The sequence below is a fragment of the Streptococcus mitis SK597 genome (assembly GCF_000148545.1).
Lineage (GTDB): Bacteria > Bacillota > Bacilli > Lactobacillales > Streptococcaceae > Streptococcus > Streptococcus mitis_C.
The window spans coordinates 1-21,395 of record NZ_AEDV01000058.1; the positions used below are offsets into that span (position 1 = coordinate 1).

The 21,395-nt window shown below is 40.6% G+C and carries 25 protein-coding genes; 5 read left to right on the plus strand and 20 right to left on the minus strand.

Annotated elements, in window-relative coordinates:
- Positions 1–119 precede the first annotated feature (119 nt).
- The 5 genes from rocS to glmU form a co-directional block, all read right to left on the minus strand.
- Positions 120–611, minus strand: a complete 492-nt coding sequence (gene rocS, locus SMSK597_RS08735; RefSeq protein WP_000021242.1) for a chromosome segregation protein RocS — start codon at positions 609–611, stop codon at positions 120–122.
- 76 nt (positions 612–687) lie between these two features.
- Positions 688–1,380: a 5'-methylthioadenosine/adenosylhomocysteine nucleosidase gene (locus tag SMSK597_RS08740; RefSeq protein WP_000689813.1), complete on the minus strand. Its 693-nt coding sequence runs from the start codon at positions 1,378–1,380 to the stop codon at positions 688–690.
- A gap of 16 nt (positions 1,381–1,396) precedes the next feature.
- Positions 1,397–1,708 (minus strand): cell wall synthase accessory phosphoprotein MacP, encoded by a 312-nt coding sequence (macP, locus tag SMSK597_RS08745; RefSeq protein ID WP_000517861.1) that lies wholly within the window; start codon positions 1,706–1,708, stop codon positions 1,397–1,399.
- A gap of 11 nt (positions 1,709–1,719) precedes the next feature.
- Positions 1,720–2,265, minus strand: coding sequence for an NUDIX hydrolase (locus SMSK597_RS08750; RefSeq protein ID WP_000393825.1), 546 nt, complete (start codon positions 2,263–2,265; stop codon positions 1,720–1,722).
- Between the two features lie 9 nt (positions 2,266–2,274).
- Entirely contained in the window at positions 2,275–3,654 is a 1,380-nt protein-coding gene (glmU, locus tag SMSK597_RS08755) for a bifunctional UDP-N-acetylglucosamine diphosphorylase/glucosamine-1-phosphate N-acetyltransferase GlmU (protein ID WP_000073767.1), read from the minus strand.
- 154 nt (positions 3,655–3,808) lie between these two features.
- On the opposite strand from glmU, the gene SMSK597_RS08760 reads away from it, so the two are divergent.
- From SMSK597_RS08760 to lysS, 5 genes are all read left to right on the plus strand, one after another.
- Complete coding sequence (locus SMSK597_RS08760) at positions 3,809–4,609, plus strand: GH25 family lysozyme (protein ID WP_001227599.1); 801 nt, start codon at positions 3,809–3,811, stop codon at positions 4,607–4,609.
- Between the two features lie 94 nt (positions 4,610–4,703).
- Positions 4,704–5,546 (plus strand): DUF368 domain-containing protein, encoded by an 843-nt coding sequence (locus SMSK597_RS08765; protein ID WP_000954105.1) that lies wholly within the window; start codon positions 4,704–4,706, stop codon positions 5,544–5,546.
- Complete coding sequence (locus SMSK597_RS08770) at positions 5,546–6,025, plus strand: aminoacyl-tRNA deacylase (RefSeq protein ID WP_001085901.1); 480 nt, start codon at positions 5,546–5,548, stop codon at positions 6,023–6,025. Before SMSK597_RS08765 ends, SMSK597_RS08770 begins: the two co-directional genes overlap by 1 nt.
- A gap of 2 nt (positions 6,026–6,027) precedes the next feature.
- Entirely contained in the window at positions 6,028–6,645 is a 618-nt protein-coding gene (locus tag SMSK597_RS08775) for a histidine phosphatase family protein (RefSeq protein ID WP_000780810.1), read from the plus strand.
- Positions 6,646–6,782: 137 nt separating this feature from the next.
- Positions 6,783–8,273, plus strand: coding sequence for a lysine--tRNA ligase (gene lysS / locus SMSK597_RS08780; RefSeq protein WP_000102451.1), 1,491 nt, complete (start codon positions 6,783–6,785; stop codon positions 8,271–8,273).
- Positions 8,274–8,438: 165 nt separating this feature from the next.
- Here the strand turns inward: lysS and SMSK597_RS08785 are convergent, their stop codons facing one another.
- The 15 genes from SMSK597_RS08785 to trpX form a co-directional block, all read right to left on the minus strand.
- Positions 8,439–9,278, minus strand: a complete 840-nt coding sequence (locus SMSK597_RS08785; RefSeq protein WP_000182489.1) for an amino acid ABC transporter substrate-binding protein — start codon at positions 9,276–9,278, stop codon at positions 8,439–8,441.
- Between the two features lie 9 nt (positions 9,279–9,287).
- Positions 9,288–9,917: an amino acid ABC transporter ATP-binding protein gene (locus SMSK597_RS08790; protein ID WP_000891762.1), complete on the minus strand. Its 630-nt coding sequence runs from the start codon at positions 9,915–9,917 to the stop codon at positions 9,288–9,290.
- 9 nt (positions 9,918–9,926) lie between these two features.
- The gene (locus SMSK597_RS08795) at positions 9,927–10,568 is read right to left on the minus strand and encodes an amino acid ABC transporter permease (protein WP_000120835.1); all 642 of its coding nucleotides are present in this window, start codon (positions 10,566–10,568) and stop codon (positions 9,927–9,929) included.
- Positions 10,569–10,871: 303 nt separating this feature from the next.
- The gene (locus SMSK597_RS08800) at positions 10,872–11,027 is read right to left on the minus strand and encodes a hypothetical protein (protein ID WP_000502580.1); all 156 of its coding nucleotides are present in this window, start codon (positions 11,025–11,027) and stop codon (positions 10,872–10,874) included.
- A gap of 9 nt (positions 11,028–11,036) precedes the next feature.
- Positions 11,037–12,347 carry a GTPase ObgE gene (obgE, locus tag SMSK597_RS08805; protein ID WP_000061642.1) on the minus strand — a complete coding sequence of 437 codons (1,311 nt, stop codon included), beginning with the start codon at positions 12,345–12,347 and terminating at the stop codon, positions 11,037–11,039.
- A gap of 63 nt (positions 12,348–12,410) precedes the next feature.
- Positions 12,411–12,545 carry a DUF4044 domain-containing protein gene (locus SMSK597_RS08810; RefSeq protein ID WP_000863859.1) on the minus strand — a complete coding sequence of 45 codons (135 nt, stop codon included), beginning with the start codon at positions 12,543–12,545 and terminating at the stop codon, positions 12,411–12,413.
- Positions 12,546–12,603: 58 nt separating this feature from the next.
- A complete protein-coding gene (locus tag SMSK597_RS08815) occupies positions 12,604–12,780 on the minus strand; it encodes a PspC domain-containing protein (RefSeq protein WP_025169691.1) in 177 nt (58 codons plus the stop codon).
- 29 nt (positions 12,781–12,809) lie between these two features.
- Entirely contained in the window at positions 12,810–14,135 is a 1,326-nt protein-coding gene (locus SMSK597_RS08820) for a glycosyltransferase family 4 protein (protein ID WP_001219417.1), read from the minus strand.
- A gap of 15 nt (positions 14,136–14,150) precedes the next feature.
- Positions 14,151–15,194, minus strand: a complete 1,044-nt coding sequence (cpoA, locus tag SMSK597_RS08825) for an alpha-galactosylglucosyldiacylglycerol synthase (protein WP_000412289.1) — start codon at positions 15,192–15,194, stop codon at positions 14,151–14,153.
- 115 nt (positions 15,195–15,309) lie between these two features.
- Entirely contained in the window at positions 15,310–15,639 is a 330-nt protein-coding gene (locus tag SMSK597_RS08830; RefSeq protein ID WP_000331929.1) for a metal-sulfur cluster assembly factor, read from the minus strand.
- Positions 15,640–15,653: 14 nt separating this feature from the next.
- The gene (rpoD, locus tag SMSK597_RS08835) at positions 15,654–16,763 is read right to left on the minus strand and encodes an RNA polymerase sigma factor RpoD (protein ID WP_000256769.1); all 1,110 of its coding nucleotides are present in this window, start codon (positions 16,761–16,763) and stop codon (positions 15,654–15,656) included.
- Positions 16,764–16,765: 2 nt separating this feature from the next.
- Positions 16,766–18,526: a DNA primase gene (dnaG, locus tag SMSK597_RS08840; RefSeq protein WP_000227874.1), complete on the minus strand. Its 1,761-nt coding sequence runs from the start codon at positions 18,524–18,526 to the stop codon at positions 16,766–16,768.
- An 89-nt stretch (positions 18,527–18,615) separates the two neighbouring features.
- Positions 18,616–19,374, minus strand: a complete 759-nt coding sequence (locus SMSK597_RS0102645; RefSeq protein ID WP_000125441.1) for an ABC transporter ATP-binding protein — start codon at positions 19,372–19,374, stop codon at positions 18,616–18,618.
- The gene (locus SMSK597_RS08845) at positions 19,371–20,237 is read right to left on the minus strand and encodes an ABC transporter permease (RefSeq protein ID WP_004238144.1); all 867 of its coding nucleotides are present in this window, start codon (positions 20,235–20,237) and stop codon (positions 19,371–19,373) included. The genes SMSK597_RS0102645 and SMSK597_RS08845 overlap by 4 nt, the downstream gene beginning before the upstream one ends.
- Positions 20,238–20,312: 75 nt before the next feature.
- Entirely contained in the window at positions 20,313–21,308 is a 996-nt protein-coding gene (gene trpX / locus SMSK597_RS08850; RefSeq protein WP_000792145.1) for a tryptophan ABC transporter substrate-binding protein, read from the minus strand.
- Positions 21,309–21,395 lie beyond the last annotated feature (87 nt).

Below are 21,395 nucleotides of genomic sequence, written 5' to 3' on the forward strand. Positions count from 1 at the left end.
AGCCTGCAGCTCGCTTCCTAGTTTGCTCTTTGATTTTCATTGAGTATTAATTGAGCAACTATACTATTTAGAAACAAAAGAAGCCATCAGGTTAGCATTTAACCTAAACAGCTCCTTGATTATCCTCCAAATAAACGAGCAAAAAAGCCTTTCTTAGTTGATTGGACTTCTTCTTTTGCTTGGTCCAGCTCTAGCTTAAGATTTTCTTGATCCTTCATGGCTTGAAGGGTCAATTGTTGCTGCTGATCGAGTTGTTTGTCTTTCTCAGCAATCTGACGGTCTTTGATACGCATCTGCTCGTCTTTTTCTGATAACTGACGATCCTTGGCTTTTAATTGTTCATAAAGACGAAGAATTTCTGCATTCTTCTCATCAACCAGAATCTCCATCAGTTCACGTTGCTTGACATCTTCACTGACAGGCTCATCTTCAAAAATCGTTTTTTTATAGATTTCTTCTAGCTTAATCAAGCCACTTCTGGTAACGACTGTTACCCCTTTGTCATTTTTATCTGTGTCTTCTTCTGGTAATTCTTTGACACGGTTATTGATTGCTTGGCGAGATAATCCTAAGACCTCTGCAATCTCACTGACGGTCATTTCAATACTCATAATATCCTCTGAAACGTTTTCTAGCTTTTCTTTACTTAAATCTTATCATAAGCTAGAAAAACTGTCAAATTTTCGCTTAATCTAAGGCCTTCAAAAAGGCTAGTAAGACTTGGGCAGAGCGACGTCCAGCTTCAATAATAAACTCATCAAAAGAGATGTTTGCTTCATGGTTGGCATTGTCACTCATAGCTCGGATAACTAAAACTGGAAGATTAAGAGCATGCGCTGCCTGAGCAATAGCTGCTCCTTCCATCTCAACTGCTAAAACTTCTGGAAAATGGGACTTAATCGCTTCTATCTTGTCATTTCCTGCAACAAAACTATCTCCTGTAGCAATCAAACCAAGATGCCAGTTTTGGTCCAATTGAGATAAACTCTCTTGGATTTTGGTAACAAAGGTTTTATCTGATTCGAAATAAAGCGGTTGTTGCGCCATTTGTCCATAAGCATAGCCAAAAGCTGTGACATCCACATCATGATAGGCTAATTTGTCAGCAATCACGACATCCCCAACAGCAATACCTTCTGCTACTGCTCCAGCAGATCCCGTGTTAATCAAAGCATCCACTTGAAAATGATCAGCCAAAATCGCCACACTCATAGCAGACATGACCTTACCAATTCCACTTTCTACAAGAATGACTTCATGCGAGGCAATGCTTCCTGTATGATAGGTATTTCCTAAGATAACTTGCTCTTGGGCATTGTCTAAACGCTGGACCAGATACACCAGTTCTTCTGGCATGGCCGCAATAATTCCTATTTTCATTTCAATTCCTTTTCTATTACAAAAGTTTCATTGCTAAGACAAGCAAAATCAAGAGAAAGATGACAGCGAATAAGATTTTATTCAACTTAGAATTGAAGACATTTCTCTTGGTATTTTCAATGCGACGACTTTTATGAATAGATGGTTCAACCTGAATCTTCAAGGTTTCCTGGCTAAAACCATGATCCTTAGGATTGGCATAACCAAAACGGGAAGAAGAGGTTGGTAAAATTTTTGTCTCCTCATCATCTAGCAAAGGAGGACCTGAAATCTTTTCGCCTCTATTAGCTCTTTCAATCATTTCATCCGTTAATAAAGGTTTACCCATACTGACCTCCTCTATTTTTTGTGCAATTCCCAATACTGAACAGCCATAATTGTCTTGGCATCGCAGATATGACCTGATTGGATCAATTCCTTGGCTTCTTCTAAGCTCACTTCAAGGACTTCCAAGGTCTCATCTTCATCCTGCGGACGCGGATTTTCCACTTTCGTCAAATCGCTTGCTCGGTATAGTTTTAATTTTTCATTACAAAAGCCAATGGCTGAGTAAAAATCGTACAAGAGTTCTAATTTCCCTGTATAGGCTGTTTCTTCCTCTAATTCACGCAGGGCTGCTGTAACAGGGTCTGTATTTTCTCCTACTTCCAATTTTCCAGCTGGAATTTCGTAAGAGACAGCCTCGATGGCTTTGCGGTACTGCTTGACCAAGATGAGTTTCTGTTCATCCGTTACTGCTAAAACACAAACAGCCCCATTGTGGAAAATCAAATCCCGTTGGGCAGTTCCTTTACCTTCTGGTAATTCAACCTGCTCTTGGACTAGTTTAAATATTGGTCCTTGATAGATTTCTTTTCGGCTAAGTGTTTTTTCTTCAAATTCCATGATAGGCTCCTACTGATTCTTAGGATGATGAGGAAGGCGAGTTGCATATTCGTCTTTATTGACCTGACGACCACGACCAATAGCAATAGCATCCGCTGGCACGTCTTTAGTAATAGTTGAACCAGCTCCAACGAGGGAATTGTCACCAAGTTCAACTGGCGCAATAATGGTTGAATTCGAACCAACAAAGACATTGTTACCAATGACTGTCTTGTATTTGTTTTTGCCGTCATAGTTGACTGTAATAGTTCCAGCACCAAAGTTAACATGGCTACCCACCTCACAGTTTCCGATATAAGTCAAATGACCAGCCTTAGTATTCTCGCCGATAGAAGACCCTTTCACCTCAACAAAGTTTCCAATATGAACTTGGGCACCCAGACTTGAACCTGGACGAATGTGGGCATAAGGACCGACTGTCACACCGTCTGCAACACTACTTTCCTCAATCATAGAATTGGTAATAATCGCTCCTGCTCCAATAGTGCTGTCCACTACATAAGTACCATTTGTCAAAACAGTCTCAGCACCAATTTTCGTTTGCCCCTTCAAGGTAACATTGGCTTCGATTTGAACTTCAGGAGCAATCTCAACATCAATATCGATATAAGTTGCTTCTGGATTTACAAAGCTAACACCATTGACCATGTGTTGACGATTGATACGACGACGCATAACCGACTCAGCAGTCGCAAGAGCCACACGGTCATTTACACCAAGACTCTCATCAAAATCTTTCAAAGTATAAGCACCAACTTTTTCACCAGCTTCACGGAAAATGCCAATGACATCTGTAATATAGTATTCTCCTTGAGCATTGTTGGTGTTGATATTTTTCAAAGCCTCAAACAAACGCTCGTTGTCAAAGACATATGTTCCAGTATTGATTTCCTTGATTTGCTTTTCAAAATCTGTGGCATCCTTCTGCTCAACAATCCGAAGAACCTCAGCATTGTCATTACGAACAATTCTTCCATAGCCGAAAGGATTATCCGTTTCAGCAGTCAAGATAGTGGCCACATTTTTATGATTGATGTGGAAATCAATCAAGTTTTTCAAGCTTTCACCAGTAATTAAAGGAGTATCTCCTGCGATAACCAAGGTATGACCTGACAAACCTTCTAAGATAGGCTCTGTCATCATAACCGCATGACCCGTTCCTAACTGTTCAGATTGAGTCACAAATTCTGTCTGTCCAGCCAAGACCTGCTCAACCAATTCTGCCTTGTGTCCGACAACTGTTACTGTCTTTTCAGGTTGGATAGCTCCCACACTACGGAAAACATGTTCCAACATAGAAATACCCGCAACCTTGTGCAAAACTTTTGGCAAATCAGATTTCATGCGAGTCCCTTTACCCGCTGCTAAAATAATGGCATAATTTGACATAATCTTCTCTTTTCTCTAGAAATTCCCTTTTATTATACCATATTTCAAATCATTCCGCGCTCTTGAATGAAAAAATGCTCTAAAGTCCTTTCTTGACCCATTTTTTGAGTATTTTTTTTGATTTTTTCCCATTTTTAAGGTAAAATTATGAGATATGAGAAAGAAAATTAATCCGCTTATTTTATTTGTTTTTTTTGGGATTATGATTTTCATTTTAATCCTGAATCGCCCTCGTTTTGAGGACCATCCTGTAAAAACAAAGTCAAATATCGCGCAAGTAGAAACACAAGCGCTACACAATATAGATAAACCGGTAATTGATGTTTCTGGTTGGCAGCGTCCTGAGGAAATTAATTACGATACTCTGTCCCAAAACATTTCTGGAGCTATTGTTCGCGTCCATAGTGGTGCTCAAACGTCCAAAGAGAACGATGCAGCCTTTGTTAATGGGGTAGATAAGGCCTTTAAAACCCATATCACGGAGTTTCAAAAACGAAATGTCCCAGTTGGTGTCTATGCTTATTTAGCTGGAAAAAGTGTCCAAGAAATGGAAAAAGCCGCTGAAGTTTTTTATAACGCTTCATCTCCATACAGCCCTAGCTACTATTGGCTAGACGTGGAAGACAAAACCATGTCCAATATGAACGAAGGTGTTGAAGCCTTTCGAGCAAAACTAGAATCACTAGGTGCTAAAAATATCGGAATCTACGTTGGGGTTTACTTCATCGAAGAACACAGTATTGATACAGACAAGTTTACGTCTGTTTGGATTCCTTCCTATGGTTCTGACTCAGGATTTTACGAAGCTACTCCTAAGACTGATTTAGATTACGACATTCATCAGTACACTTCTAAAGGAAAAATTGCTGGCTTTGATCACGATTTGGATATCAACGTCATCTCTTCCTTAAAAAACAAAGAAGAAACCTTTAGAAAACTCTTTTTAAAACCTTAAAAGCATTTGTTTATCATTTGCTTTTTCTTTTTATTATAGATTGTGATACAATATAGTAAGGATTTTTTGAAATAGAAATAGTTGGAGGAACAATATGCTCTCATGGTTAGCGCGCATTATTAAAGGGATTGTCATTGCTCTTGGATTTATCTTACCGGGAATTTCCGGAGGAGTTCTAGCAGCAATCTTAGGAATTTATGAACGAATGATTAGTTTTCTGGCCCATCCCTTTAAAGACTTTAAAGAAAATGTTTTGTACTTTATTCCAGTTGCCATCGGTATGCTTCTGGGAATCGGCTTATTTTCTTACCCGATTGAATACCTACTTGAAAATTATCAGGTCTTTGTCTTATGGAGCTTTGCGGGCGCCATCATTGGTACAGTTCCTAGCCTCCTCAAAGAATCAACTCGAGAATCTGACCGAGACAAGATTGATTTGGCTTGGTTCTGGACAACCTTTATCATTTCTGGTTTAGGACTCTATGCCTTAAATTTTGTCGTTGGAACCTTGAGCGCCAGCTTTCTTAATTTCGTCCTAGCTGGTGCACTGCTGGCTCTTGGCGTATTGGTTCCTGGACTCAGTCCATCAAATCTACTTTTGATTTTGGGCCTCTATGCTCCTATGTTGACTGGTTTTAAAACCTTTGACCTCTTGGGAACCTTCTTCCCGATTGGAATTGGTGCAGGTGCAACTCTCATCATTTTTTCAAAATTGATGGATTATGCCTTAAACAACTACCACTCACGCGTCTATCATTTCATCATCGGTATCGTCCTTTCAAGTACCTTTTTGATCTTGATTCCAAATGCAGGAAACGCTGAGAGTATCCAATACACAGGCCTTTCACTTGTTGGGTATGTTATCATCGCCTTCTTCTTTGCACTGGGAATCTGGCTTGGTATTTGGATGAGCCAATTGGAGGATAAGTATAAATAATGGCAAAAAAAGTTAAAATCAAAAAAACATTGGTAGAACAAATCCTGTCTAAAGCAGGTATCCAACATCAGGGGATTCAAATCAATGCCCTGGAAGGAGAACTTCCGCAAGGCTATGAACGAGACCAAATTTTCAAAACCTTGGCTCTTTTGGGAGACAAGACAGGACCGATTATCGGAATTGTCCCTATCACCCAACACTTGTCTGAAAAGAAACTAGCCAAAATTTCTGGCAATAAAAAAGTGAGCATGATTCCACAAAAGGACTTGGAAAAGACAACAGGTTATATTCATGGAGCCAATAATCCTGTCGGAATTCGTCAGAAACACAATTATCCCATTTTTATCGATAAAATTGCTCTAAACTTGGATCAAATGATTGTCTCCGCTGGGGAAGTTGGTCACAGCATTATCATCGCTCCACAAGACTTGGCTAGCTTTATAAAAGCTGACTTTGTAGATATCTTGGAGGGCAACTAAGAATGAAACTCTACTTTGTCCGCCACGGTCGTACCCTCTGGAACCAAGAAGGTCGCTTTCAAGGTGCTAGTGGAGATTCCCCACTTCTTCCTGAATCCATTGAAACCCTAAAACAACTAGGCCAGTATCTCAAGGATATTCCTTTTGATCAAATTTATTCAAGTGATTTACCTCGAGCAGTCAGATCTGCCGAGATTATCCAAAGTCAACTCCAGACACCCTGTCCTTTAGAAAGCGTTCCTAATCTCCGTGAATGGCAGCTAGGGAAGTTGGAAGGTTTGAAAATTGCAACCTTGGAAGCTATTTACCCGCAACAAATCAAAGCTTTCCGATCTAATCTTGCTCAATTTGACACTCAAATGTTTGGAGCCGAATCCCTCTATAGCACCACGCAACGGACCATCCAATTTATCAAATCATTAAAAGATAGTCCAGCTGAGCGTATTCTAATTGTCGGTCACGGCGCCAATCTTACTGCTAGTCTTCGTACTCTTCTAGGATATCAAGAACCACTTCTTCGTAAAGATGGCGGTCTAGCAAATGCCAGCCTGACCATTCTAGAAACCCATGATTTTGAAACATTTACTCTCGATACTTGGAATGATACTTCCTATCAATAATAGAACTTGATTTTAGCGTCAAGTTCTTTTTAGTTTTTAAAGATTATCCGTGAATTTCTTGCTTATTTATGATAAAATGGGAGTATCGCAAAAAATGACTCATCGTATTCAATTTTGAGTAAAACTAGGAGGATCCCATGTCAACAGAACATATGGAAGAACTAAATGACCAGCAGATCGTTCGCCGTGAAAAAATGGCTGCGCTCCGTGAACAAGGAATTGATCCCTTCGGAAAACGTTTTGAACGCACTGCAAATTCACAAGAATTAAAAGATAAATATGCTGACCTCGATAAAGAACAATTACATGATAAAAACGAAACAGCTACTATCGCAGGACGCTTGGTAACCAAACGTGGTAAAGGTAAAGTAGGTTTTGCCCACCTTCAAGACCGCGAAGGTCAAATCCAGATCTACGTTCGTAAGGATGCTGTCGGTGAAGAAAACTATGAAATCTTCAAAAAAGCAGACCTTGGTGACTTCCTTGGTGTCGAAGGTGAAGTGATGCGTACTGATATGGGAGAACTCTCTATCAAGGCGACTCACATTACACACTTGTCTAAGGCCCTTCGCCCTCTGCCAGAAAAATTCCATGGTTTGACAGACGTTGAAACAATTTACCGTAAACGTTACCTTGACTTGATTTCTAACCGTGAAAGCTTTGAGCGCTTTGTCACTCGTTCAAAAATCATCTCTGAAATCCGTCGTTACCTTGACCAAAAAGGTTTCCTTGAAGTGGAAACACCTGTTCTTCACAATGAAGCTGGTGGTGCTGCTGCCCGTCCATTTATCACTCACCACAATGCCCAAAACATTGACATGGTGCTTCGTATCGCGACTGAGCTTCACTTGAAACGCCTTATCGTTGGTGGTATGGAACGTGTCTATGAAATTGGCCGTATCTTCCGTAACGAAGGAATGGACGCTACTCATAACCCTGAATTTACTTCTATCGAAGTCTACCAAGCTTATGCAGACTTCCAAGACATCATGGACTTAACTGAAGGCATTATCCAACACGCTGCTAAATCAGTCAAAGGTGATGGCCCAGTCAACTACCAAGGTACTGAAATCAAGATTAACGAACCATTTAAACGTGTTCACATGGTGGATGCTATCAAAGAAATTACTGGTGTCGATTTCTGGCAAGACATGACTTTGGAAGAAGCTAAAGCTATCGCTGCTGAGAAGAAAGTTCCAGTTGAGAAACACTACACTGAGGTTGGTCACATCATCAATGCTTTCTTTGAAGAGTTTGTTGAAGAAACCTTGATCCAACCAACCTTTGTCTATGGACATCCAGTAGCTGTATCTCCACTTGCTAAGAAGAATCCTGAAGACGAACGCTTTACTGACCGTTTCGAGCTCTTCATCATGACTAAGGAGTACGGGAACGCCTTTACTGAGTTGAACGACCCAATCGACCAACTTAGCCGTTTCGAAGCCCAAGCCAAAGCCAAAGAACTTGGTGATGATGAAGCAACAGGCATCGACTATGACTACATCGAGGCTCTTGAATACGGTATGCCACCAACAGGTGGTTTGGGAATTGGTATCGACCGTCTCTGCATGCTCCTCACTGATACAACTACTATCCGTGATGTATTGCTCTTCCCAACAATGAAATAATACTCTTCGAAAATCTCTTCAAACCACGTCAGCGTTGCCTTACCGTACTCAAGTACAGCCTGCGGCTAGCTTCCTAGTTTGCTCTTTGATTTTCATTGAGTATAAGCTCTTATCCTCTGGCTCTTGCCAGAGGTTTTTTGATGCAAAAAGAGACTGAGTAAAAACTCAATCTCTACTTTTCACTTCTTTAGTTGCTACATCTTCTCCAAACCATTTTTGGCTGATTTCCTGGAACTTCCCTTCTTGGTAAAGTTGAACAAAAGCTTGATTTAAAGCTTGTAGTAATCTTTTATCAGCTGGTCTAACTCCGACTGCAAAAGATTCACTTTCAAATCCAGCTGAAAAAACATTATAGTCATTTAATATCCCCTCAGACTGAAGATAATAATTGGCATACACTCGGTCAATCAACAAAGCATCAATCCGATCATTCTTCAAATCAATCAAGGCTTCATTGAAACTCTGATATTGATTGGCCTTCTGGTCTTTGACACGATTTTTCAGTAAATCTGGCTGGGCTTCGAAGTCTAAATAACCAGAGGAACCGGCTTGGGCACCCAAGGTCTTATCCTTCATATCCTCTACTGAATGAATTTGCTGGCTTTTCTTCGCAACCAGAACTTGCTGATTTTCCATATAAGGAATGCTAAAGGCAACCTTCTCTCGGCGTTCATCAGTGGCAGAATAGCCATTCCAGATGGCATCAATGGTCCCATTTTGCAGTTCCGTCTCCTTCATATCCCAGTCAATTGGCTGAAATTGAATCTTAAAACCTAATTTTTCAGAAACTGCTTGTGCTAAGTCAATATCAAAGCCCGTATATTGGCCATTCTTTTCCTCAAATCCCATGGGTACAAAGGTGTTGTCAAAACCAATGGTTATACTGCCTTGCTCTTGATACTTATTCCAGTTATCTTGCTTTGGATCACTAGCCTTCTGAGTACAAGCTGTTAAAAAGAGGGTCAGGAGTGAAACCAATACTAAAGCAATTTTCTTATTAGTCATTGGCACCTCCTACTTGGGCTCAACCTTGAGAATCTGATCTGCGATATTTTCAGCAAACTGTAAATCGTGGGTAACCACAATCTGCGTCATCCCAAGTTCCCTATTTTGTAAGATCAGTTTTTCCACTTCCAAGCGCAATTCTGGATCTAGGGCAGAAGTTGGTTCATCGTAGCCAATGATTTCTGGGTCAATCATCATAGCACGCGCCAAAGCCACCCGTTGCTTTTGTCCACCTGATAATGAGAATGGATAGGCATCTGCGTGTCCTCCTAGTCCTAACTGTTCCAAGAGTCCACTCGCCTTCTTCTCAGCTTCTTCCTGCTTCATCCCCATGGTCTTCACAGGCGATAAAGTCAAATTTTCCAGAACTGATAAATGAGGGAACAGTTGAAAATCTTGGAATACAAATCCCAGTAGATTGCGCTTCTGCAATTCATCCAGCTCTAAAGGTTGTCCATTATAAAAGATTTGCCCTGAATCAATGGTTTCAAGACCCGCAAGCATACGTAAGAGAGTTGTCTTACCTCCACCAGAAGGTCCAACGATAGCCAAGATTTGCTTTTCAGGAATTCTTAAACTGAAATTGGACAAAATTTGCTTTTCACCAAATCTCTTATTGATATTTCGTAATTCTAACATGGTAGCCTCCTATCTATAGTAACTGTACTTCTTCTCAACTTTTTTGGCAAGAATGGTCACAATCCCAATCAAAATCAAGTAAATAGCACCTGCCAAGAACATGGGAACCAGGCTAGCGTCACGGTTGGCAGCTGTTCGACTAGCCAAGATGAGGTCTGAAATTCCTAGAGCATAGACCAGAGAAGTATCCTTGACCAAACTCATAACCTCATTAAAAACACTAGGAAGAACAATCTTGGTCACTTGGGGCAAAATAATATAGCGCACTGTGTCAAAGGGACTAAACTTCAAGACCTTGGCAGCCTCATATTGACCTTTAGGAATGGTATCAATCCCCCCACGGAAGATTTCAGCAAAGTAAGCCGCATAATTCAGAACAAAGGCAATAATGGCCGCAGGAAGGCGGTCTAAACGGATCCCAATACTTGGGAGCACATAATAAATAAAAATCAATTGCAAAAGCAAAGGTGTACCCCGCATGATCCAAATATAAATGTTAATCAGATGATGGAGGAGCTTCCAATGGACTTGCAAGGCAAAGGCAATTAAAACGCCCAAGGGAATAGAAAAAATCAAGACCAGTGCAAAAACCTGTAAAGTCATGCTTGCACCGCTCAATAAACTCGGTAATATCTCAAACAAATAAGACATACTGACACCTCCTAAAAATAATTGTTCCTATTATAGCATAAATAAACTAAATAACCAACTATTTTTGTAAAAAAATTCTTTTTAATAGAAAAAATACTGCTTCTTGAAGCTAGAATAGGACAACACGACTTATAAAGCCTTGTTAGAAATTTGATTTGAATTCCCTAGTCTATTTGTTTATATTCTATTTCAATATATTATAATTTATAAGTAAAAAGAAAGGACAAATTTTGCCCTTTCTCGATCTTAGCTTCTATTTGTTACAGTTAACTTGACTAATGATTGGAGTTTTATCTTATGTATTTAAGATGGATTGTCTTTTTTAGTTCGTGCCAATCTCAGAGCACGATTTGGATTGAGACGATTAAATAGTTCTTCCAATTTCTTTTCATTCCAAACGTCTGCGGCGGAAACAAAATTGCCATCCGCATCTCGGAAAGATATCGGTTTATCTCCCATACCAGTCTCCTAGTCTACAAATTCAAACTCAAATTTACCAATGCGAACCAAGTCCCCATCCTTAGCACCACGCGCACGAAGGGCTTCATCAACCCCCATACCACGAAGCTGGCGGGCAAATTTCATGACTGATTCGTCACGATCAAAGTTGGTCATATTAAAGAGTTTCATGAGTTTTTCACCAGAAAGCACCCATGTCGCATCGTCATCACGACTAATTTCAAAGGCTTTTTCTTCCTCGTCAAAGCCGTAGTATGCTTCTTCTTCCATATCTGACTCGTCATAGAGCAAGAATTCTGGTGTCTTGTCTAATAATTCAGCTGTAGCATCCAATAGCGTTGCCAGACCTTGCTTGGTCAAACCAGAAATTGGGAAGATAGCTGGTAACTCTTCAAATTCATCATAGTTTTCAGCTAATTTCTTCTTGAATTCTTCAAGATTTTCCTGACTTTCAGGCATATCCATCTTATTGGCTACAATAATCTGTGGACGCTCCATGAGACGAAGATTATACGACTCCAGCTCTTTATTGATCGCTAGGTAGTCCTCATAAGGATCACGACCTTCGCTAGCTGACATATCAATGATATGGAGGATGACACGTGTACGTTCAATGTGACGGAGGAACTGAGTTCCCAAACCGACACCCTGACTAGCCCCTTCAATCAAACCTGGCAGATCGGCTACTGCAAAGGATTCACCTGATTGGGTACGAACCATTCCTAGATTTGGCACAATTGTCGTAAAGTGGTAGGCGCCAATTTTAGGTTTAGCTGAGGTAATAACACTTAAAAGTGTTGATTTCCCTACTGATGGGAATCCTACTAAACCTACGTCTGCCAAGATTTTTAGTTCCAATTGTAACTCACGTTCCTGACCTGGTTCTCCATTTTCAGAGATTTCCGGTGCAGGATTTTTTGGTGTTGCGAAACGAATATTTCCACGTCCACCACGACCACCGTGAGCAACGATAAATTCTTGACCATGTTCAATCAAATCTGTCAAAACCTTGCCAGTCTCTGCATCACGAACAGTCGTACCTTGTGGTACTCGAACTCTAAGATCCTCAGCACCACGACCATGCATCCCTTTGGTCATCCCTTTTTCCCCAGAATCAGCCTTGAAATGGCGATTGTAGCGGAAATCCATCAAGGTCCGTAGTCCTTCGTCTACAACGAAGACCACATTTCCTCCACGACCACCATCACCACCCCAAGGACCACCATTAGGGACATATTTTTCACGGCGAAAGGCAACCATGCCATCACCACCATTACCAGCCTTGACCTTGATCTTGGCTGTATCTAAAAACATACTCATTTTTTCTTCTCACTTTAAAAAAGGGCTGGGAAATCCCAGTCACTAAATTTTCTTGAATCTATTTCATAGATTACTGAGGGCACCAATTGCAGTTGCAAAAATTCCCAATAAACTTGCTACTAGCATGATAATCACGATAAACAAGGTTATTTTCTCAAACATAGTTTTTTTACGATTTCCATTATCTCCAAATGCCATTTTTCTCTCCTTCGTTACATTCTATTTTCTATTATCTTAGCATGAATTGAGCTAGTTTTCAATAGTCACTTGCTACTGGTGCGATAATCCATAAAATGATATAAGCTACAATTCCCGCTCCGTAACCAAAAGCAAGAACACCCCATATTACGCGAACAATAGTAGGATCCATATCAAAATAATGGGCTACCCCAGCACAAACACCCGCAATCTTTTTATCACGCCCACTTCTCATTAATTGTTTTTTCATAGCTGTTCCTCTTTCTATTCTTCACTGTCTTTCCAATAATCTCTGATGCTGATTAACTGTGTTTTTGAAGCCCTCAGCATGCGTCTAGAGCCTTTTACGGGTACAGCAACCACCTGTTGCGGTAGATACAAAACTGTTTTAAAAATACGCTGACTGACCGTGTCATCTTTTGCTAAATCTTTCTGGAAGTTATTTGAAATAATGGCATCCAGATAAAACTCATGCACTCGTTTCCCAAAGTTCTCAGCTGAAATCTCGTACAACTTCTCTGATAAGGTATGCTCATTCATGTCTGGTGTTGCAATCAGGGCCTCCAGAATAGCTCCAGCCAAATCATGTTCACCGTAATATAAGGTTCCAAACATTTTATCACTGATAAGATTGTCCAGATAAGGATTTCCATGAGCAATGACAGGCGTCCCACTAGCTAAGCTTTCCAAGTAGGTCAAACCTTGCGTTTCACTCGTCGATGCCGAGATGAAGAAATCCGCCGCCTTGTAATAAAGAGCTGTCTCACTAGGAGCAATCATTCCTGTAAAGATGACGGAGTCTTGAATCTCTAGTTTCTGGGCTTGCTCTTTGAGGTCATCCAGATAAGGACCATCCCCAGCTACCACCAGTTTAACCTTGTCTTCTTCTTTCAGAACTTCTGCAAAGGCTGCTAATACTGCTTGAATATTTTTTTCATAGGAAATTCTGGAAAGGCTAAGCAACATCTTTTCATTATCTTGAATCCCTAGTTTACTACGCAGTTCTTTCAAATTTTCCTGCTTGATTTCCGGACGCTCAAACTTAGCTAATTCAATCCCTGTTGGAATGACTCGTTTTTCAACCTTGACCTTATAGTCAGATAGTAAATCACGGACAATCTCACTCGGGCAAATAACCCCATCCACATCATGCAGGAAACCTCTGACCAGATACTTGACCATGCTAGGACGAATCAGCAAACCCTTAGCAATATAATGAACATAGTCTTCGTACTGGGTGTGATAGGTATGGATGACTGGAATCTTCAATTCACGCGCAATCCAAATCCCCAACAAGCCAAGAGAAAATTCTGTCTGAGTATGGATAATATCCAGTTGATATTGTTTAGCAATTTCAAGCGCCTTGCTGAAGCCTCGATAGGCAAAGCGGCGATCCTTAAAAGCAAAAAAGGGAACACTTGGAATACGGATAATTTGCCAATCTTCGTAGCGATTGACATCCTTATCTGTCGTCGTAAAGATAAAAACAGCATGCCCCTGCTTTTCAAGTTCTGTTTTCAAGGTTCGAATACTGGTCGCAACACCAGAAACCTGAGGAAAATAGGTATCTGTAAATAAACCAATTCGCATAGATTACCTCACTTTTTACTTTCTCCCTAAAGCGGCTTGTTTCTCATAAAAGTCCAACCAGATTTGCAACAGATGCTCTTCAGAATACTCTCTAGAAATATTCTTAGCCTTTTCTTTCAAATCTTTTAAGGTAGCAGGATTTGCTTGATATTCCAAAATAGCCTCTTTCATCTCTTCTCTATCTGCTGTCGCCCGATAATTGCCCTCCAAAATTACCTTATAAAGATCTAAATCACGCAACATAATAGGAGCTTCACAACTGGCAGCCTCTAAAATCGTCATCGGAAAGAGCTCATTGTAACTAGGCAACAAGAAAAGATTCGCTAGGGCATACAATTCGCGCATCCGCTCTGGCGATACAATACCTGGAAAAATCAAATTTTTAGGGGGATTCTCCATGATTTTCTTGTAGCGTTCATAACCATCTGTCATACCACCAAAAGAGAAACCACCAGCCCAGATAAAGGTAATCTGAGGCAATTCCTCAGCCAGACGGATAAAGTCATCAATCCCTTTACGTTTCTGAACTTGACCAGCACCTACTACGATAAACTGATTGTCACTAAGACCTAGCTCTGTTCGCAGTCTGACTACCTCTTCTTGTGGAAGGGGATGCCATTTTTCCTTATTGACAAAGTTAGGAATATAGGTCACTTTTTCACGTGGAATACCAGCTGCCACCAAATCCTCGATAAACATCGGATTGACCACAACCAAGTGCTCCATCCGGTTGTAAAAAGAAAATACATAGCGTTTCACAATTCCCTTTAAGAAAAATGGAATTTTCAAACTTCCCTCAAGTGTATCAGGTAAGAAATGCACATATCCAATTTTCCTCCCTGATCGTTTCTTTTGGAATGTTGATAAATAATAGGGGAAATCAATTGTATGAAAGTGAGTCACATCTGCCTCTATTGGAAGATTTTCTGTAACAATCAATTGGTCCTTGGCATCACGGTGAAGAAGACGAACTAATTCACGGTAAGCACCTGAAACTCCTTGTCCTGCTACTTTCTCACTTGAACTCAACATATTGATGCGTAATTTCTTTTTTTCCATAACTACTATTATATCATTTTCTTTGAATAAAATCAGCAAAAGAAAGGAGAGACTAGAGGAAAAGAAGGGGAATTTTCCTCACTTTTCCAAGGGTCTCTCACATGCTTTTATATGTTTATTTAATTCCTAGGGCAATGCGTGCATAGCGACTCATTTTTTCAACAGTCCAGGCTGGATACCAAACTAATTTGACCTCAGTATCCGTTACTTCTGGAACCTCTGTCATGGCATCATAAATCTGGTCTGTCAAAAGGTCTGCCAAGGGACAACCCATAGTTGTCAACGTCATATCAATCTCTGTTTGCCCTGTGTCGCCGTCAAAACGAATCTCATAAATCAAACCAAGATTGACAATATCGATTCCCAACTCAGGGTCGATGACTTCTTCCAAGGCTGTTAAAATTCGTGTTTTGATGTTTTCAATTTGCTCTTCTGTATAAGCCATATTCATCCTCACTCTTAGTCTTCAATAAAATCACGAAGCGGTTTGCTGCGACTTGGTTGACGTAGTTTTCTCAAAGCCTTGGCTTCAATCTGACGGATACGCTCGCGAGTTACGTTAAAGACTTTACCCACATCTTCAAGAGTACGCATTTTTCCATCATCAAGTCCAAAACGGAGACGTAGAACATTTTCTTCACGGTCTGTAAGAGTATCCAAGACCTCATCCAACTGCTCACGCAAGACGATACGAGTTGTATAGTCCACTGGATTTTCAATCACTTCATCTTCGATAAAGTCCCCAAGGTGGCTATCATCCTCTTCACCGATAGGAGTTTCAAGGGATACCGGTTCTTGAGCAATCTTCAAGATTTCACGAACCTTGTCAGGGGTCATATCCATACGTTCAGCGATTTGTTCTGGTGTTGGATCTTGTCCCAATTCTTGAAGGAGATTCCGCTGTTCACGAACCAATTTATTGATGGTTTCAACCATGTGAACTGGGATACGAATAGTACGAGCTTGGTCCGCAATAGCACGAGTGATAGCCTGACGAATCCACCAAGTTGCGTAAGTTGAAAACTTGAACCCTTTAGAATAGTCAAACTTGTCAACCGCCTTCATCAAGCCCATATTTCCTTCTTGAATCAAGTCAAGGAACTGCATACCACGGCCGACATAGCGTTTGGCAATAGAAACAACCAAACGAAGGTTGGCTTCCGCAAGACGTTGTTTAGCTTCGATATCACCAGCTTCAACTGCTAGTGCCAATTCTTTTTCCTCTTCATTGGTCAAGAGAGGAACGACCCCGATTTCTTTCAAGTACATACGGACAGGGTCATTAACCTTAGCCGAAGTTGACCCAATTAAGTCCTCATCACTAAGTTCTGGTTCTTCTTCAGCACTAAGAACACGCGCACTTGGATTTCCTTCGTTATCTGTGATAGAAATTCCTGCATCTTGAATCCGTTGCAAGAGATCTTCAATCCCATCAGCGTCCAAAGTAAAAGGAACGACAAGACTAGCATTGATTTCATCATCTGTTGCTGTCCCTTTTTGCTTATGATTACGGATAAATTCTGCTACTTGTACGTCAAATGTTGTTACTTCTTTTTGTTTTGTTACCATTATTACTCCATTCTTCTCTTTTGTGAAATTAAACGTTCCAATTCTTCTAAGGCTGTGTCGGTATCTCCTACATGACTAGCTTCCTGCACCTTCTTTTTGATTCTCATATTGTCCTGATTCAAGAGAGCCTTGTTTCGAGTAATTTCTACTTCACTAAGTTCCTGAGGTGATATCTCAGCAGGCAAATCCTGAGCTAAGACTTGGTACCAAGCTCTTTCAACTTCCTCTGTCTGTTCTGCTAGAACTTCTGGAGGAAGATTGCCATACTGGCCAAGCAAGTCATATAGGACCTGAAATTCAGGTGTATCAAATGTAAAATCTTCTCGTAAACGGTAATCGTTCAAAACAAGAGGGGATTCCATCATTCGATAAAGTAGATGGGCTTCTGCCCTCATAATAGCCGATAACTGCTTGGTGACAGGCATAGTGATTTGCGTCGGTCTGGAAATCCCTTCCATGCGATTCTGCCTTTGTGCCTGTCGACTCTCATTAACAATCTGCTCAATCTGGGCATAATCAAAAGATGCCAGACTGTCAGCTAAAATATGAATATAGCTGTTTTGAGCAGTGATAGACTTTTCTTGAACAATCAAAGGAGCTATTTTTTCAATAAACTCAATCTGTGCCTGCAGATTTTCACTATTTTCAGGCTTGTACTGATGAATGTAAAACTCAATCGGACTAATACGAGTTTTCGTTAATAGATAGGCCAAGTCTTCTGGTCCATTTTTTTGTAGATACTCATCCGGATCCAAATTATCAGGCATGCTAACGATCTGCACAGGCATATCACCAATTTCGTCCAGCGCTTTCAAAGTCGCAGCTTGCCCAGCCTTATCGCCATCGTAAACAAGAACTAACTTCTTGGTTAACCTTTTCAGATGCTCAACATGCTCACGACTTAAGGCTGTTCCCATAGATGCGACAGCGTTTTCGATTCCAGCCCGATAGGCTGCAATGACATCCATGAATCCTTCCATCAGGTAAATCTCACTGGCTTTACCAGAAGATTTTTTTGCCCTATCCATATGATATAATTCGTAACTTTTGTTAAAAATTGCAGTCGATCGGCTATTTTTATACTTAGAAGTTTGTGAATCCGTTTTCTGCCAGATACGACCTGAGAAGGCAATGACCTTTCCTCGGTCATTTGTCAGGGGAAACATAATGCGATTGTGAAAGGTGTCTACAAATTGATTGGCATCCGAGAGATAAAACAGTCCTGAATCTAGGAAATCCTCATCACGATACTGACCAGACAAACGTTGATAGAGATAGTTTCGTTCTGGAGGTGCCAAACCAATCCGAAAATGCTTGAGCACTTCATCTGTCAAACCACGCTGATAGAGGTAATTTCTGGCCTCCTCCCCCATGGTCGTTGTCATGAGAATAGCATGATAAAATTTAGCCGCATCTTCGTGCATATCATAAAGAGATTGGTGAGGCGAGGCTGGCTTCTGTTCACTATAAAGCGGTTTTTCCACCTCTATCCCGACACGCTGACCTAAGATTTGGACAGCCTCCATAAAGGGAACACCTTGGTACTCCTCGATGAACTTAAAGACATCACCTGAGCGACCACAACCAAAACAGTGGTAAAACTGCTTGTCCTCTACAACGTTGAAAGAAGGTGTTTTTTCACCATGAAAAGGACAGAGCCCTAGATAGTTCCGTCCTGCCTTTTGTAAAGAAATCACATCTCCTATGACTTCCACAATGTTGGCATTGTTTTTGATTTCTTCAATGACTTGTTTGTCAACCATACACAATACCTCCATGTTATCATAGTTTACTTTATATAGTATACTTTATTTCAGAAAAAAAGTAAACCATTTCACTCATTTTCCCTACTTTATTCAAAGAGCTGATAATAATCAGAGATTTTCATTTTTGCTTTTTCTTCTTGGTTCAAATCTTGGATAATTCGTCCTTCTTTCATGACAATTAAGCGATTGCCATACTTAAGAGCATCTTCCATGTGGTGAGTAATCATAAGTGCTGTCAACTGATCCTTCTTAACAAATTCATCCGTCAATTCCATGAGGGCAACACTTGTCTTTGGATCAAGAGCTGCAGTATGCTCGTCTAACAAGAGTAATTCAGGACGCTTCAAGGTTGCCATCAAGAGACTCAAAGCCTGTCTTTGTCCACCTGATAAGAACTCAATCGGTGTATTCAAGTGTTTCTCAAGACCATTTCCTACTTTTTCAATGGTTGCCTGAAACTCATCCTTATAGCTAGCCAAACGTCTTGGTAACAATCCCCTCTTTTCACCACGAAACTTGGCAATCAAGAGATTCTCTGCCACTGTCATACGAGGAGCTGTCCCCATCTTTGGATCTTGGAAGACACGAGACAGATACTTAGCCCGCTTTTCTGGTGAAAACTTAGTAACATCTTCACCCAAAATACGGATGGTTCCACTGGTTAAGGATAAGGTTCCTGCAATAGTGTTAAAGAGGGTTGATTTCCCAGCACCATTTCCACCCAAAATCGTGATAAAGTCCTGTTCAAAAATTTCTAAGGAAACATCATTTAAAATAATCTTTTCTTCATCAAAGCCATTTTTAACGACTTTGGTTGCATTTTTTAATTCTACAATTGCTGTCATTTGCTTAATTTGGCTCCTTTCAAGATTGTTTGCTTAAATGTTGGAATCATGAGGCAGACTGCTAAAATCACGGCGCTGTACAAACGAAGGTAACTTGTATTAAAGCCAAGCGCAATAACTGCCCACACTAAGAATTGATAAGCGATAGAACCTACAACGATGGTAACCAGACGTTCTGCCAGGCTCAAACTCTTGAAGATGACTTCTCCAATAATCAAACTTGCAAGACCTACAACGATAACCCCAATTCCTCGAGATACATCGGCATACCCTTCTTGCTGGGCAATGAGAGCTCCTGCAAGGGCAATCACACCATTTGATAAGACCAATCCCATGAGCTCCATGCGTCCAGTATGAATCCCGAAACTTCTAGCCATATCAGGATTGTCACCTGTAGCAATATAGGCTTGTCCGAGTTTGGTATCCAAGAAAAAGAGCATGAGAACAATAACAATACTGACAAAGATGAGACCTGTCAAGAGTTGATTCAAGTCTGAATCAAAAGGCAAAACATCCTGAATTTGCTTGGTTCCAAGCAGGCCTAAATTGGCACGTCCCATAATCAAGAGCATGATAGAGTGACAGGAAGTCATCACCAAAATCCCTGAGAGCAAGGTTGGAATCTTCCCTTTTGTATAAAGAAGGCCTGCTGCCATACCAGCCAAACAACCTGCTCCTACAGCAACAAGTGTTGCTAAAAAGGGATTCACGCCTTTGGTTATCAAAGTGACAGCAACAGCTCCCCCAAGAGGGAAGGAACCTTCTGTCGTCATATCTGGAAAGTTTAAAATCCTAAATGTCATAAAGATTCCCAGACCTAGAATAGCCCAGACAAATCCTTGAGAAATAATAGATAATATCATCTGTTTCTTAACCTTTTCTATATGATTTCTATTGTAAAAAATTGGAGGAGATGTCCCCAACTCCTCCATTACAGATTATTCGATCACTTGTCCTGCTTCTTTTAGAACAGATTCAGGAATCGTAATACCTAGCTCTTGTGCCAATTTTTTGTTAATTACTGACTTACCAGTTGAAAATACATTGACTGGAGTATCAGCTGGTTTTGCACCTTTCAAAACTTGAGCAATCATTTTACCAGTTGCCACACCAAGGTCATGTTGGTCAACTACAACTGATGCCAAACCACCTGCTTCTACCATGGCAGTTGCGCTTGGGTAGATTGGTTTTTTAGCTGATTGGTTGCTTGATACAACTGTTGAAAATGCAGATGCAATGGTGTTATCGATTGGAACCCAGATAGCATCGACCTTGCTAGTCATAACGTTAACTGTTGAAGCAATTTCATTTGTTGAAGGAACAGCAAATGTTTCAACTGTCAAACCTGCTTTTTCAGCAAAAGCCTTAAATTCTTCTACCTGAGTTTTGGAATTGTCTTCGCTACTTGAGTATAGGGCTCCGATTGTTTTCACATTTGGTGTCAAAGCTTTGATGAGTTCAACTTGTTGTTGAGCTGGATTGTGGTCAGATACCCCTGTAATGTTGCCACCTGGTTTTTTCAAATCTTTAACCAAGTTAGCACCGATTGGGTCTGTAATAGCAGCCATGATAACAGGTAGGTCTTTTGTTGCACTAGCCAACCCTTGAGCAGCTGGCGTTGCAATACCAACCACAAGGTCATTCCCATTTGCAACCAATTGTTTACTCATTGTCGCAACCTTACTTTGGTCACCTTCTGAGTTCATAAAGTCAATCTTCAACTGGTCATCTTTATAACCTTCTTCTGCAAGTCCATCTTGAATCCCTTTATAAATCAAGTCAAGAGATGGATGGCTCACAAACTGAAGGACACCAACTTTGGCAACTTTCTTCTCATTCTTAGCTTCTGGTTTATTCATTGAAGAGTAAATCAAGCTTCCTGCTACTAAGACTGCTAATGCAGCGATAATTCCAATTAAACGTTTATTTTTCATTCTATTTCTCCTTTTTTATTCCTTTAAAATACTTCACTTATCTAATACTCTTCGAAAATCTCTTCAAACCACGTCAGCGTCGCCTTA

Coding starts and splice junctions, on each gene's coding strand:
- SMSK597_RS08785 (WP_000182489.1), bottom strand. CDS start 9,278: ATGACTAATAAGAAAATTGCTTTAGTATTGGTTTCACTCCTGACCCTC.
- SMSK597_RS08820 (WP_001219417.1), bottom strand. CDS start 14,135: ATGCGAATTGGTTTATTTACAGATACCTATTTTCCTCAGGTTTCTGGT.
- SMSK597_RS08790 (WP_000891762.1), bottom strand. CDS start 9,917: ATGTTAGAATTACGAAATATCAATAAGAGATTTGGTGAAAAGCAAATT.
- rocS (WP_000021242.1), bottom strand. CDS start 611: ATGAGTATTGAAATGACCGTCAGTGAGATTGCAGAGGTCTTAGGATTA.
- SMSK597_RS08770 (WP_001085901.1), top strand. CDS start 5,546: ATGGCAAAAAAAGTTAAAATCAAAAAAACATTGGTAGAACAAATCCTG.
- macP (WP_000517861.1), bottom strand. CDS start 1,708: ATGGGTAAACCTTTATTAACGGATGAAATGATTGAAAGAGCTAATAGA.
- SMSK597_RS08830 (WP_000331929.1), bottom strand. CDS start 15,639: ATGGCTTATACAGAAGAGCAAATTGAAAACATCAAAACACGAATTTTA.
- SMSK597_RS08760 (WP_001227599.1), top strand. CDS start 3,809: ATGAGAAAGAAAATTAATCCGCTTATTTTATTTGTTTTTTTTGGGATT.
- SMSK597_RS08740 (WP_000689813.1), bottom strand. CDS start 1,380: ATGAAAATAGGAATTATTGCGGCCATGCCAGAAGAACTGGTGTATCTG.
- obgE (WP_000061642.1), bottom strand. CDS start 12,347: ATGAGTATGTTTTTAGATACAGCCAAGATCAAGGTCAAGGCTGGTAAT.
- dnaG (WP_000227874.1), bottom strand. CDS start 18,526: ATGGTTGACAAACAAGTCATTGAAGAAATCAAAAACAATGCCAACATT.
- SMSK597_RS08815 (WP_025169691.1), bottom strand. CDS start 12,780: ATGAGAAGTGGGCGTGATAAAAAGATTGCGGGTGTTTGTGCTGGGGTA.
- trpX (WP_000792145.1), bottom strand. CDS start 21,308: ATGAAAAATAAACGTTTAATTGGAATTATCGCTGCATTAGCAGTCTTA.
- SMSK597_RS08775 (WP_000780810.1), top strand. CDS start 6,028: ATGAAACTCTACTTTGTCCGCCACGGTCGTACCCTCTGGAACCAAGAA.
- SMSK597_RS08810 (WP_000863859.1), bottom strand. CDS start 12,545: ATGGCATTTGGAGATAATGGAAATCGTAAAAAAACTATGTTTGAGAAA.
- rpoD (WP_000256769.1), bottom strand. CDS start 16,763: ATGGTAACAAAACAAAAAGAAGTAACAACATTTGACGTACAAGTAGCA.
- SMSK597_RS08800 (WP_000502580.1), bottom strand. CDS start 11,027: ATGGGAGATAAACCGATATCTTTCCGAGATGCGGATGGCAATTTTGTT.
- cpoA (WP_000412289.1), bottom strand. CDS start 15,194: ATGGAAAAAAAGAAATTACGCATCAATATGTTGAGTTCAAGTGAGAAA.
- SMSK597_RS08845 (WP_004238144.1), bottom strand. CDS start 20,237: ATGATATTATCTATTATTTCTCAAGGATTTGTCTGGGCTATTCTAGGT.
- SMSK597_RS08795 (WP_000120835.1), bottom strand. CDS start 10,568: ATGTCTTATTTGTTTGAGATATTACCGAGTTTATTGAGCGGTGCAAGC.
- SMSK597_RS08765 (WP_000954105.1), top strand. CDS start 4,704: ATGCTCTCATGGTTAGCGCGCATTATTAAAGGGATTGTCATTGCTCTT.
- glmU (WP_000073767.1), bottom strand. CDS start 3,654: ATGTCAAATTATGCCATTATTTTAGCAGCGGGTAAAGGGACTCGCATG.
- SMSK597_RS0102645 (WP_000125441.1), bottom strand. CDS start 19,374: ATGACAGCAATTGTAGAATTAAAAAATGCAACCAAAGTCGTTAAAAAT.
- SMSK597_RS08750 (WP_000393825.1), bottom strand. CDS start 2,265: ATGGAATTTGAAGAAAAAACACTTAGCCGAAAAGAAATCTATCAAGGA.
- lysS (WP_000102451.1), top strand. CDS start 6,783: ATGTCAACAGAACATATGGAAGAACTAAATGACCAGCAGATCGTTCGC.